Origin of the sequence: Sulfitobacter sediminilitoris (genome assembly GCF_010667575.1) — a bacterium.
Classification (GTDB): domain Bacteria; phylum Pseudomonadota; class Alphaproteobacteria; order Rhodobacterales; family Rhodobacteraceae; genus Sulfitobacter; species Sulfitobacter sediminilitoris.
In genome coordinates, this window is the sequence record NZ_JAABNT010000006.1 from 155,950 (window position 1) to 167,925 (window position 11,976).

The window sequence follows — 11,976 nt, forward strand, 5'->3', positions numbered from 1 at the left end:
CGCCCGTTTCGGGCCGAACCGAACGATAGGACATATAAATGGCCAAAGCATTTGCCTCCCAAGGCGACCTGACAGAAAAAAAGATCACCTTTGACGAGGTGGGGCGCGACCTTTGGGCTTTCACCGCCGAAGGTGACCCGAACTCAGGCGTGATCATCGGCGATGACAGCGTCATGATCGTTGAGGCGCAGGCGACACCACGACTAGCGAACAAGGTCATCGAAAAGGTGCGCGAGGTTACGGATAAGCCGATCACCCATCTGGTGCTGACGCATTACCACGCAGTGCGCGTACTTGGGGCATCGGCCTACAACGCTGACCAGATTATCATGTCCGATGTCGCACGCGGCATGGTCGAAGAACGCGGGCAAGAGGATTGGGACAGTGAATTCCAACGCTTTCCCCGCCTGTTTGAAGGGCACGAGAGTATCCCGGGCCTGACCTATCCCACCACGACCTTCAGCGACAGCATGACCGTCTACCTTGGCAAACGACGGATCGACATCAAACATATCGGGCGTGCCCATACCGCCGGTGACGCGGTGATCCATGTGCCTGATGAAAACGTGATGTTCACCGGGGACATCGTCGAAGACCACTCTGCCTGCTACTGCGGCGATGGCTATTTCGCGGATTGGGGCAACACGCTCGACGCGATCAAATCCTATGACGTGGATGCCATCGCGCCCGGTCGCGGCGACGCGCTCGTCGGCAAGGACGCCGTCGCGCGTGCCATTGAATCCACCCGCGACTTCGTCAACAGCACCTATGCGCCTGCCGCACGTGTCGCCGCCCGTGGCGGTACACTCAAGGAAGCATGGGACGCCGTCCGTGCCGAATGTGATCCGAAATTCAAGGATTATGCGATTTACGAGCACTGCCTCCCCTTCAATGTCAGCCGCGCCTATGACGAGGCGCGCGGTATCCTGCATCCCCGCATCTGGACTGACAAACGTGACATCGAGATGTGGGAACAGTTGCAAGGCTGAGCGAAACGTGGAGCGTGGAGGACACCGATGCAGATCATATCACTACTAATGAGCGGCCTTGTTTTCTTGATGTGGGCTTTCTCAATGTTCCGCGTTCTCTTTTCCCTGCGCCGCAGAGCGGTCGCGCGTACTGGCAAAACTTGGCCCGGTCCCCTCGACACACTTCACGAGTGGGGGATTTGGCTGCGCGAACCAGACTTTCAGCGCGAGCGTCGGCAACTGTTGCTGATGACACTTGCCGTTTTCCTGCTTGGTTATCTTTTCTTCCTGTCAGCAACACCCAACCCTTAGGAACCTGACATGCCCTATGATTACGCCCCATTCCCCTACGTCGCACCACCCGGCCTGACCGAACCAGAGGCCCGGCATCCTGTTGTCATCGTCGGCGCTGGTCCCATTGGCCTGGCCATGGCCATTGACCTTGCCCAGCACGGCGTCAGATCCGTGATCTTGGATGATAACAACGTCGTCTCAGTTGGCTCGCGTGCGATCTGCTGGGCCAAACGTACGTTAGAGATTTTTGACCGCCTCGGCGTGGGCGAGCGGATGCTGGAAAAGGGCGTGACATGGAAGGTCGGCCGCCAGTTTCACGGCGACAAGGAGGTCTACAGTTTTGACCTGTTGCCAGAACCCGGCCACAAATACCCCGCCTTCATCAACCTGCAGCAATACTATGTCGAACAATATCTGGTCGAACGCGCACAAGAGTTTCCCGACCTGATCGACCTGCGGTTCCTGAACAAGGTGATAGATCACAAAGACCATGGCGATCATGTGGAATTGACGGTCGAGACACCCGACGGCACCTACGGACTTGAGACAGAATTCTACATTGCCTGCGAGGGCGCAGGCTCTCCCACACGGCAGCGTATGGATTTGCCGTTCGAAGGACAGACATTTGAAGAGCATTTCCTCATCGTTGATGTGGAAATGGAGCAATCCCCGTTTGGCGATCACGACACGCCTGAACGCTGGTTCTGGTTCGCACCACCCTTTCATAAAGGACAGTCCGCGCTGCTGCACAAGCAGCCCGACAACATCTACCGGATCGATCTGCAACTCGGACCAGAAACGGACCCGACGGAAGAAGCCACCGAAGAGAAAGTCATACCGCGCATCAAGGCCATCGTGGGTGATACGCCTTTTCGCCTCGATTGGATGAGCGTCTACAAGTTCCGCTGCGCCAAACTGGATCGCTTTGTGCATAACCGCGTCCTTTTTGTCGGGGACAGCGCCCACGTCGTCAGCCCGTTTGGCGCACGCGGAGGCAATGGCGGCATTCAGGACGTTGACAACCTAGGCTGGAAGCTGGCCGCCGTGCTGCAAGGCGATGCGCCCAAAACGTTGTTAGAGACCTATAGCGAAGAACGTACTCACGGGTCGGCAGAGAACATCTTGAATTCCTCACGCGCCACGAATTTCATGACGCCGAAGTCACCCATCGAGGCCTTGTTCCGAGACGAGGTGCTAAACCTTGCAAGCGACCATCCTTTCGCGCGGAAGCTGATCAATTCAGGACGCCTCTCGCGCCCTTGTTCACTTGAAGGGAAATCCCTTCAAACACCGGGTAGCGCACCGCAGCCGCCCGGCGCGCCATTGATCGACGCACCGCTCAGCGGACCGGACGGTCCAACCTGGCTGATCTCCGAGGTCAAAGGACAGTTTACGCTGCTTGGCTTTGGCGATACCGAGCTGCCAGAAATTGAAGGGATTGCCAGATTGGGTATCGGCGGCCAGCACGCCTATCCGTGCTTTGATGACAGTGAAGGGCACGCAAGGCGACGCTTCGGAACCGACCACATCTATCTGATCCGTCCTGACGGACATATCTGCGCGGTATTTGACAGCGCTGATAATGCGGCAATCCAGACCGCCTACAACCGCGCAAGGGGGATGGCGACATGATCATGCAAGATAATCTGGGGGCTGACGGCGACGCATTCTACAATGCGTTGATGGATGCACATGAAGGACTGAGCGAAGCGGAGAGTCATGCGTTGAATGCGCGGCTCGTTCTGATCATGGCCAACCAGATCGGTGATTTGACTACACTCAAAAACCTGCTCTCTACTGCTACTCAGGCGGCAGACGTTAAGTAACGGCCAACGTGGCGAACAGACAAAGAATCATGTCAATCGGATCCAAAAGAACCGACAATCCGCCGTTTTTTGAGTGCGGCGGTTTCAAAAATGACCGTTCAGCCAAGTTTTCTCATTATAACCGAAACGCCTTCGAACGGCGGAAACGGTCCATAAAACAAGGCAAAACGCGCAGTCCGTGATTGTACAAAAACGACATCACGATAGGCTCAAACGGCGGAATAGAAGCATAATACCGGCATCACCGCCCCGACCGTATTCTATCGGGACAGGCCTGAGCACAATCACGAGGCAAGGGCGCAGTGATTTGCACCGTCAAGAGCGCTCACTCTACTATACAACTTTGACAGTCACCCTTGACCTGACGCGCCACTGTGTTTGACTGTCCGCGATGCGCCGATCCGACGCACAAGAACAAAAGCGGCAAACCCGCATCACCTACCGGCTGCCACGAATGCAGCCACCTACAACAGAGAGGAAGAATAATGAGTTTTCTGACACGTACTGGTAAGCCACTACCGCAGTCCATTCTAGACTCGGCTGAAGCGGCCAAGAAGAACCCGGTCAACCGCCGCGAGTTCCTTGCGCTGGCAAGCGCCTTTGGTGCAACAGCCGCGACAGCCTATTCCATGATCGGCATGGCAGCACCCGCTCATGCCGCAGCCCATGCCAACAAAAAGATGGGCGGCACCGTTCGCATGCAGCAGGAAGTGCGCGCACTGAAAGACCCACGTACCTACGACTGGTCCCAGATTGCAAACTTCTCACGCGGCTGGCTTGAGTATCTGGCGATCTACGAGAACGACGGTACGTTCTCTCCTGCTCTGCTGGAAAGCTGGGAGATCAACGATGACGCGACAGAGTACACGCTGAACGTCCGCAAAGGCGTCAAGTGGAATAACGGCGATGATTTCACTGCCGAAGACGTCGCGCGTAACATCACAGGCTGGTGTGATAAGGACGTTGAGGGTAACTCAATGGCCGGCCGTTTCGCGACACTGATCGACGGCGACACCAACAAGGCCATCGAAGGTGCGATCGAGGTTGTGGACAGCCACACCGTCAAGCTGAACTTGCCTGCCTCCGACATCACGCTGATCGCTGGCATGGCGGACTATCCTGCGGCGATTGTGCCTGCGGACTTTGACGCAACTGATCCAACAGCAAACCCTGTCGGCACAGGCCCATACCTGCCAGAGTCGCTGGAAGTCGGCGTCAAAGGCGTTCTGGTCAAGAACGAAGGCCACACATGGTGGGGCACCGACGTGTTTGGCGGACCCTACATTGACCGTCTGGAATACATTGACTACGGCACTGACCCCTCCGCATGGATCGCGGCGGCCGAGGCCGAGGAAGTCGACGCCTTCTATTCTATGGAAGGTGAGTACATCGACATCATGTCCACACTGGACGGCTGGGTTGAGCATTCCATCGCGACGGCTGCGACCATCGTGATCCGCCCTAACCAGCTGGCGGAAGTCGACGGCATGAAGCCATATGCAGACAAGCGTGTGCGTCAGGCGATCTCCATGGCTGTCGACAACAACGTTCTGCTTGAGCTTGGCTATGCTGGTCGCGGCATCCCTGCCGAGAACCATCATGTCGGCCCGATGCACCCAGAGTATGCTGAGCTTCCCCCACGCAAGGTTGATCCCGCAGGTGCCAAAGCCCTGATGGAAGAAGCCGGCATGGCAGACTTTGAGCACGAGCTGATGTCGATTGACGACGCGTGGCGCAAGGATACCACTGATGCGGTGGCAGCCCAGCTGCGTGACGCAGGCATCAAGGTCAAGCGGACCATCTTGCCCGGCTCGACGTTCTGGAACGACTGGTCAAAGTATCCGTTCAGCTCAACCAACTGGAACCACCGTCCACTGGGCGTTCAGGTCTGGGCGCTTGCTTACCGTTCGGGCGAAGCCTGGAACGAATTTGGCTATGCCAGCGATGAGTTTGACGGTCTGCTGACCAAGGCACTGGCAACAGCGGACGTTGAAAAGCGTCGCGCGATCATGGCAGAGGCCGAAGCCCTGCTGCAAGAAGATGGCGTGACGATCCAGCCGTACTGGCGGTCGCTCTATAACCACACCAAAGAAGGTCTGGTTGGCGCAGAGCACCACATCAGCTTTGAGTACCACCCAGCACGGATGGCATGGACCGGCGACGCATAAGCCTCGTTTTAGTCAATTTAGAGAGGGCCGCGCTCGTCGCGGCCCTTTTCGTTTTCCGAGAGATGTCTGAACTACCATCAGAATGATTTGGAGATCGTTAGCGTCTTCTTGTCAGACGCAAGGTCAGATCCGCAGCTTGAATCTTAACTGATGCCAACCACCGACAGGTCCCCGGTCTTGGGAAAGTGCAAAGCTGTTTGCAGCAAACTGCGCAATTCGCCTTTCCGCATTCCTTTTCCCAGCAGTCGTGCACATACCGGTCCAAGTGCATCATGCATGCGCGCGACCAGCGCCTCATCGGATAACTCAGATCGCGCTACCTTGCCAAACCAAGCCTCTTCAAGGATCAGATCTTCGATCAGTGGATCAATCACTGCACCACCGCCACCGGGATAGCGATAGTACCCCACGCCACCGCCTTTTCCCATACGGCCTTCCGCTACCATACGGGAAAGTACGGGCGTAGGGCGATCCGGCTGTCGCGCCAGCACCTTCTCAAGCCCAACCAGATCCTGTGCCTCGCAGGGGCCCATGTCATACCCCCACGCCGTCAATGCTTCATCCAGCTCCCAAGGGTTTGTATGGTGATACAAAAGGTCCTCGCCCGCCAGCCAGAATGCATCCTGAAGCGCAACGACGGCGTCCAAGTCCTTCATGTGCCTGGGTCGAGAAACCGCTTGTTGGCGATGACCGCCAAGAGGTTGTTAAGCGATGACTGGACTGTCTTATTTGCCGTGTTCACCTGCGCCTCTGCCTGCGCATAAAGCGGTGTTCTCGCTTTGAGAAGCTCGCGCAAATGCGCCATCGCAGCCGGATTGCCCTGCATCGGGCGGTGATCGCCCTGCGCGCGGACACGCTGCATATGCTCTGGCGCGCTGGTCCTGATCCAGACCGTGTGGAAACGTTCAAGCAGATGGGCGTAGGTCTTTTCCTCGGCCACGATGCCCCCTGCCACGGCAAGGATCACCCGGTCGTATTTCGCACTGATCCGCTCCAGCGCTTCGGCTTCCAAGCGTCGATACCCTGTGTCCCCATAGAACGCCATAACTTCGGCCAGCGGCATATCCGCATGTTCCTCAATGTCCCGGTTCAGCTCAACAAAGGGGATGCCCAGCGCCTCACCAGCCATGCGTCCCAGGGTCGATTTGCCTGCACCGCGCAATCCAATCAGGCAGATGCGCCCCGCGCGCATCATCGCCGGGTTTTGCGGCGCCAGCAGACGGCGCACCTCATGCTGGATCTCCAGCGGGGCTTGCCGAAAGAGGACGGCCATCCGCTGCACATCGTGGTCCAACGGCACTTCCTCAGCCAGAAGCGCCTCGATCCTTACGTCAAGCGCTTCAGCCACCCGCTGCAACAGCATGACAGATATATTGCCTTCTCCGGCTTCAAGCTGCGCCAGATAGCGCGGTGATACGCCCGACATCTCGGACAGGACGCGACGGGGCAGACCCCGCTTTTTACGTACCTCGGCAACGCGCGTGGCCAGACGGTCAATCAACTCTGAGCCCGGATCAGCAACCTTGGCAGGGTCGATCAGGCTGCGCATTTCAGTCAGGGCGTCGTTCTGTTTCGCCATATTGCCTCTCAAACCACGGCTCTTCACATAACCGCGTCAAGCCGGACGGATGCACGGCTCAATAATTTGCCGCAGGTCGTCGGGGACAACCTGGCTCTTGAACTGATCCGCGATGGTGAACACACAAGTAAAAGTTCCCTCGAAACACAACGTACCGTTCTGTCGTCCTTTGACGGCAAAGGTGATCGACTTTGAACCCAGTTTCACCGGGTATGTTTCACACATCAGTTTATGACGCGGAGTGACGGGGCTCAGAAACTCCATCTCCAGCTTTACGAACGGCGTGCCGATATTGCGGTCCAACTCCATCTGGAACCAGCCATCACCGTCCAGATGCGTTTCCCACCAGCCGTTTATCGCATCAAGAGCGAAGTATGGCAGCCGCGCGGTATAGGCGATTTTGGCCGGGTCGCAATCGCCCCAAGTAACATTCACTTCATGGATATACGGTTCGGCCGCCATTCAGTACGTTTCCACGTGATAGCGCCCGTCCTCACGCATGACGTCACGCATAGCCCTCCACTGCACACCGATGCTTTCAGAGATCGAGGTCAGAGCACGCTCTACACCCTCTTCCATCCCACGCAGACCACAGATGTAAATGTGCAGGTTTTCCTTCTGCAACAGTTCCGCGATCTCCTCTTCCTCGGCAACCATACGGTCCTGTACGTATTCTTTTTCCTGTCCTTCTTGCCGGCTGAAGACCAAGTGTTGTTTCAGCAGACTTTCCGGCACTTTCTTGAGTGGACCAAAGTAAGGCAGGCTGTCAGGCGTACGCGCGCCAAAGAACATGGTCATGCCGCCCGTCGCTCCGCTCCGCTGGCGCTGCATGGTAAAGGCGCGCATGGGCGCAGACCCAGTTCCGGTGCAAATCAGCAGCAAATGCGCATCAGGCGTTGACGGCATCAGGAAGGTGGCACCGAACGGTCCTGTCACCTCAACCTCTGCTCCCTGCTCAAGATCGCAGAGATAGTTGGACGCCAGTCCCTTGTCCTCACGCTTTACCGTAAGCGAAATGTTGTGATAGCCCGGCCGCTCGCCATCGCGAGGGCTTGAGATAGAATAAAGCCGCGGCAGGTGGGGATTGCCATCCGCATCCGTGCCCGGTGGGATGATCCCGACGGACTGCCCCTCAAGCACAGGAAACGGCAGCGCTCCGGGGTCAAGGATGATGTGGCGCACATCATGATCGGGATCCTTGGTCAGGCGATAGTTACCTTGGACCGTCATCTTGGCCGGTTTGCCAAGGTTGTACATGTTCACAGCCGGTTTAGCCGCAGACGCAGGTGCCTTGGCCTTGCCGCCAGCGCCCTTGTGCGCTTCGGCCAACAGGGCCGAGACCGGATCAGCGGCTTCTTCATCGGCGCTTGGCGGCGCTACTTCTATGTCTTCCTGCTCTGGAAGCTCATCAAACTCGTACTGCTGTTCCAGCGTATAGGGGGTCTCGACTACGCGCCATTCATCGATAGAACCGGTCGGGCAAACCGGGATGCAATCCATGCAGAAATTGCAGACATCCGCGTTCACCACGACGTTATTGTCGTCATGCTCGATCGCGCCGATCGGACACGTCATCTCGCAGGTGTAGCAGCGGATGCAGATTTCAGGGTCAATCAGGTGCTGCTTGACGGGTGTGTTCATGCCGGACGGTCCCGCAGCACGATTTCAGGCAACAGCATTGCGTCGATCAACGCAGCACAGACGCCCTGACACCCTTCGCATCCAACGCAGGGTCCGGGCAGTTGCGACAAGTCTTTGGCCAAGGCGCGGCTGCGCGGAGCGTAAGCAATTTTCCGTTGCAATTGCATGAGAGAGGCTCCCTTTCGTCATATTTGGATGCCCCGCCACGCCATGCGTGACAGGGCCAAAGGTTCAGGCCATGTGCAACTTCACATACTCGTAATCACCCGGTTTATTGTCGATCCCGACCTTGGGCGCGGCAATCCAGGACGCGTATTTGCCGGCTTCATAGCAAGGCACCATCAGTGACTGGATGAAATCACCGTCTGCCTTCGTGGGCAACCATTCATCCTTGCGCTTGTTCCATTCATCCGCCGACATGATGTTGCCATCCGGATCAACGGCCACGCTTGAGAACACACCGATCTGGCGGTGGAACCCTTCATGCGGCAGCTTCAGCTGGAAATCGACACCGGCCTTGGCAATCTGCTTGTTCCAGCGTCCTACACCACCAGCGGCGTCGCGGACATAATCGTCACGCAGCCGCATGTTGATCGCAGTCAGCGCGGGCACGTCCTCGGTCACGATTTTGCCCTCCTTGATGGAGGTCACCGCATAGGTGTCATTCTGAAGCTTGTGATCATCGTCGATCCGCTGCTCCATGTACCGGCCCTTGATGCCCGCATTGAAGGCGTTCGCCGCGTTGGTCGACACTTCCTGACCGAAAAGGTCCAGCGACAGCGTATAGTGCAGATTCAGTTTCTTCTGGATCGTGGGCAGATCAATCACGCCCAGATCGCGGATCTTGCCCACGTCATACGGGTCAGTGATCCCCGCCTTATTCATCGCTTCGACCGTGGCCTGAATGGTACGGCCAACACCGGTTTCGCCTACGAACATATGGTGCGCTTCTTCGGTCAGCATAAAGCGGCACGTGCGGCTGAGCGGGTCGAAGCCCGACTGCGCCAGCGATTCAAGCTGCATCTTTCCGTCGCGGTCCGTGAAATAGGTGAACATGAAGAAAGACAGCCAATCAGGCGTCTCCTCATTGAACGCGCCCAGCATCCGGGGTGCGTCTTCGGACCCCGAAGACCGGACCAGCAATTCATTTGCCTCTTCGCGACCATCCCGGCCAAAGTACTTTTGCAGCAGGTAGACCATGGCCCAAAGGTGACGGCCCTCTTCCACGTTCACCTGAAACAGATTGCGCATGTCGTAAAGCGACGGTGCCGTCAGACCAAGAAACTTCTGCTGCTCAACCGACCCCGGCTCAGTGTCGCCCTGAATGACGATCAGACGTTTCAGCATGTTGCGGTATTCACCCGGCACTTCCTGCCACGCAGGTTCGCCCATATGCTCACCCATAGGGATCTTGCGATCTTCAACAGCAGGTGCCAGCAGAACGCCCCACCGGTATTCCGGCATCTTCACGTAGTCGAACTTGGCCCAGCCTTTCGGGTCCACACTGACTGCGGTGCGCAGATACACCATAGATTCCTGAAAGTTCTGGGGGATCAGGTCATTCCACCAGTTGATATAACCGGGGTGCCATTTTTCCAGCGCTTTCAGCACCTTCTTGTCCTGAGACAGCCCCACGTTGTTCGGGATTTGCGTGTCGTAGCTTACATTGATCAGATCGAGCATTTCAGTTCTCCCTCATGAGCGGACGATACGTCCACCTTACCTTGTGCGTCGCGTAAGACAGGCATACCGCCCACCCTGCATTCAGACGCGTTCCATGTCGTATTTGCCGCGCACACCCGTGCCGTAGCGTTGCAGTGCCCCTTCGGGACCCACCGCATTGGGGCGCTGAAAAATCCAGTTCTGCCAAGCGGTCAGACGGCCAAAGATGCGGGTCTCCATCGTCTCTGGCCCCGCAAACCGCAGGTTTGCTTCCATCCCCGTCATTGCATCAGGGGAGAAGCTCGCGCGCTCTTCCATGAAAAGACGCACTTCGTCTTCCCAGTCGATGTCATCGTAGGCGTAGGTGACCAGACCCAGCTCTTCTGCTGCATCCGCTTCCAGCGCCTCACCGATCGAACTCTTAAGCTTTTCCACCTGCTCAGGCGTACCCAAGAACCGTGTCTCAAGCCGGGTCAGGTCATTGCTCATCGGATAGGTGCCAAAATTGCCCTCGGACATGGTGACCGTTGCCAGCGGACGGTTATCCCCGTCAAATTCCTCAAGCATCATATAGCTGCGGTCGACCGACCACAGCAGTTCTGCCAGCGGACCGGCAAAGCATGACCCATGCTCAACAATCGCCACCAGCGACCGCGACGTCATATCAACCCGCTTCAGGACCCGCTTCCAGTATTGCAGCACTTCGTTGGCCAACCAATGATCCTTGTTTGCCAGCAATAGCGCTTCGTGTTCGATCACCTTCTCAGGATCGCCCTGCGTCTGGAATTCGATCAGGCCCAGTTCTTTTTCGTTGTTGCGCAAGTGCAGGATTGCGTCATCCAGTTCCCGTGCACACCGCAGCATCCATGTGGCCGCCCCCTCAGTTACAAACGCATCCATATCCGCGGGTGCGTCGGCGTCCGGCCCCTTGATCGTGACGGTCGCGCGGTTCTCTTCTCGGTTCAGCGCAACTTCCACGGTCGAATAAGTGACACCATCCTCTGCAAAGCTGCGCTCAATCGGTGTCAGGTCGATGCCTTTTGCAACATCAGCCTTGTCGGACTTCTCGGCAAACTCCTTGGCGCGCTCGACAACACTTTCGTCAAACGTCGAGTTTGGGAAAACTTCGTCAACCAGACGCCACTGCACTGCACGCTTGCCACGTACGCCTTCCTCGATGGAACAAAAAACGTCAGCCAGATCACGGCGCACCTTGCGCTTGTCCGTCACACGGGTGAGCCCGCCCGTGCCGGGCAGCACGGCCAGCAAGGGCACCTCGGGCAGCGCCACAGAAGATGTTGAATCGTCCGTCAGCATAATATGGTTGCACGCCAGGGCGAGTTCATAGCCACCGCCCGCACAGGCACCCTTCACCGCACAGATGTAATTCTGTCCGCTGTCCGCGAGCGCGGATTCAAAAGTATTGCGGGTCTCGTTGGTAAATTTACAGAAGTTCACCTTGTGGCTATGCGCCGCCCCGCCCAGCATGCGGATGTTGGCCCCGGCACAGAAAACCTTGTCCTTGGCCGATTTCATCACCACGACCTTCACCTCCGGGTGCTCGAACCGCATCCGCTGAACCACGTCAGCCAGTTCGATATCAACGCCCAGATCGTAGCTGTTAAGCTTGAGTTCATACCCGTCGAACAACCCGCCCTTTTCATCCACGTCCATGGAAAGCCACGCGATCGGGCCATCGTAGTCTACTTTCCAATGACGGTACTTCGATGGATCGGTCTGAAAATCGATCACTTTGGTCATGGGAAAGGTTCCTTCGCACAGGGAATGATGTTGAATGGTAATATAATTCCAATCTGCAGTAACAAAAGCCAAAGATG

Annotated in this window: 12 protein-coding genes; 5 read left to right on the plus strand and 7 right to left on the minus strand. The window is 57.1% G+C overall.

Translation table 11 applies throughout. From position 1 onward, the window contains the following. The first annotated feature begins 38 nt into the window (after positions 1 to 38). The 5 genes from GV827_RS11890 (at position 39) to GV827_RS11910 (ending at position 5,256) form a co-directional block, all read left to right on the plus strand. Entirely contained in the window at positions 39 to 989 is a 951-nt protein-coding gene (locus GV827_RS11890; RefSeq protein WP_164354020.1) for an MBL fold metallo-hydrolase, read from the plus strand. A gap of 27 nt (positions 990 to 1,016) precedes the next feature. Beyond that, positions 1,017 to 1,280 (plus strand): hypothetical protein, encoded by a 264-nt coding sequence (locus GV827_RS11895; protein WP_164354021.1) that lies wholly within the window; start codon positions 1,017 to 1,019, stop codon positions 1,278 to 1,280. 9 nt (positions 1,281 to 1,289) lie between these two features. Continuing rightward, a complete protein-coding gene (locus GV827_RS11900; RefSeq protein WP_164354022.1) occupies positions 1,290 to 2,894 on the plus strand; it encodes an FAD-dependent oxidoreductase in 1,605 nt (534 codons plus the stop codon). Then, on the plus strand, positions 2,891 to 3,088 hold the full coding sequence (locus tag GV827_RS11905; protein ID WP_164354023.1) for a DUF2783 domain-containing protein: 198 nt from the start codon (positions 2,891 to 2,893) through the stop codon (positions 3,086 to 3,088). Before GV827_RS11900 ends, GV827_RS11905 begins: the two co-directional genes overlap by 4 nt. Before the next feature lie 485 nt (positions 3,089 to 3,573). Beyond that, positions 3,574 to 5,256: an ABC transporter substrate-binding protein gene (locus GV827_RS11910; RefSeq protein ID WP_164354024.1), complete on the plus strand. Its 1,683-nt coding sequence runs from the start codon at positions 3,574 to 3,576 to the stop codon at positions 5,254 to 5,256. Between the two features lie 143 nt (positions 5,257 to 5,399). Here the strand turns inward: GV827_RS11910 and GV827_RS11915 are convergent, their stop codons facing one another. The 7 genes from GV827_RS11915 to boxC all read right to left on the minus strand — a co-directional run bounded on the left by GV827_RS11915 (position 5,400) and on the right by boxC (position 11,899). After that, positions 5,400 to 5,912: a 3-hydroxyacyl-CoA dehydrogenase family protein gene (locus GV827_RS11915; RefSeq protein WP_164354025.1), complete on the minus strand. Its 513-nt coding sequence runs from the start codon at positions 5,910 to 5,912 to the stop codon at positions 5,400 to 5,402. After that, positions 5,909 to 6,835: a helix-turn-helix transcriptional regulator gene (locus GV827_RS11920; protein WP_235930332.1), complete on the minus strand. Its 927-nt coding sequence runs from the start codon at positions 6,833 to 6,835 to the stop codon at positions 5,909 to 5,911. Before GV827_RS11920 ends, GV827_RS11915 begins: the two co-directional genes overlap by 4 nt. A gap of 36 nt (positions 6,836 to 6,871) precedes the next feature. After that, positions 6,872 to 7,297, minus strand: a complete 426-nt coding sequence (locus GV827_RS11925; protein ID WP_164354026.1) for an acyl-CoA thioesterase — start codon at positions 7,295 to 7,297, stop codon at positions 6,872 to 6,874. Then, a complete protein-coding gene (gene boxA, locus GV827_RS11930; RefSeq protein WP_164354027.1) occupies positions 7,298 to 8,476 on the minus strand; it encodes a benzoyl-CoA 2,3-epoxidase subunit BoxA in 1,179 nt (392 codons plus the stop codon). It lies immediately after the preceding gene. Then, complete coding sequence (locus GV827_RS23395; protein ID WP_204325851.1) at positions 8,473 to 8,643, minus strand: hypothetical protein; 171 nt, start codon at positions 8,641 to 8,643, stop codon at positions 8,473 to 8,475. Before GV827_RS23395 ends, boxA begins: the two co-directional genes overlap by 4 nt. Before the next feature lie 64 nt (positions 8,644 to 8,707). After that, a complete protein-coding gene (boxB, locus tag GV827_RS11935) occupies positions 8,708 to 10,159 on the minus strand; it encodes a benzoyl-CoA 2,3-epoxidase subunit BoxB (RefSeq protein ID WP_164354028.1) in 1,452 nt (483 codons plus the stop codon). A gap of 81 nt (positions 10,160 to 10,240) precedes the next feature. Continuing rightward, positions 10,241 to 11,899: a 2,3-epoxybenzoyl-CoA dihydrolase gene (gene boxC, locus GV827_RS11940; RefSeq protein ID WP_164354029.1), complete on the minus strand. Its 1,659-nt coding sequence runs from the start codon at positions 11,897 to 11,899 to the stop codon at positions 10,241 to 10,243. Between the last annotated feature and the right edge of the window lie 77 nt (positions 11,900 to 11,976).

What these genes read in the sequence shown, in the direction of transcription:
- GV827_RS11920 (WP_235930332.1), bottom strand. Translation starts at nt 6,835, where the DNA reads ATGGCGAAACAGAACGACGCCCTGACTGAAATGCGCAGCCTGATCGAC.
- GV827_RS11925 (WP_164354026.1), bottom strand. Translation starts at nt 7,297, where the DNA reads ATGGCGGCCGAACCGTATATCCATGAAGTGAATGTTACTTGGGGCGAT.
- boxC (WP_164354029.1), bottom strand. Translation starts at nt 11,899, where the DNA reads ATGACCAAAGTGATCGATTTTCAGACCGATCCATCGAAGTACCGTCAT.
- GV827_RS11905 (WP_164354023.1), top strand. Translation starts at nt 2,891, where the DNA reads ATGATCATGCAAGATAATCTGGGGGCTGACGGCGACGCATTCTACAAT.
- GV827_RS11890 (WP_164354020.1), top strand. Translation starts at nt 39, where the DNA reads ATGGCCAAAGCATTTGCCTCCCAAGGCGACCTGACAGAAAAAAAGATC.
- boxA (WP_164354027.1), bottom strand. Translation starts at nt 8,476, where the DNA reads ATGAACACACCCGTCAAGCAGCACCTGATTGACCCTGAAATCTGCATC.
- boxB (WP_164354028.1), bottom strand. Translation starts at nt 10,159, where the DNA reads ATGCTCGATCTGATCAATGTAAGCTACGACACGCAAATCCCGAACAAC.
- GV827_RS11895 (WP_164354021.1), top strand. Translation starts at nt 1,017, where the DNA reads ATGCAGATCATATCACTACTAATGAGCGGCCTTGTTTTCTTGATGTGG.
- GV827_RS23395 (WP_204325851.1), bottom strand. Translation starts at nt 8,643, where the DNA reads ATGCAATTGCAACGGAAAATTGCTTACGCTCCGCGCAGCCGCGCCTTG.
- GV827_RS11915 (WP_164354025.1), bottom strand. Translation starts at nt 5,912, where the DNA reads ATGAAGGACTTGGACGCCGTCGTTGCGCTTCAGGATGCATTCTGGCTG.
- GV827_RS11900 (WP_164354022.1), top strand. Translation starts at nt 1,290, where the DNA reads ATGCCCTATGATTACGCCCCATTCCCCTACGTCGCACCACCCGGCCTG.
- GV827_RS11910 (WP_164354024.1), top strand. Translation starts at nt 3,574, where the DNA reads ATGAGTTTTCTGACACGTACTGGTAAGCCACTACCGCAGTCCATTCTA.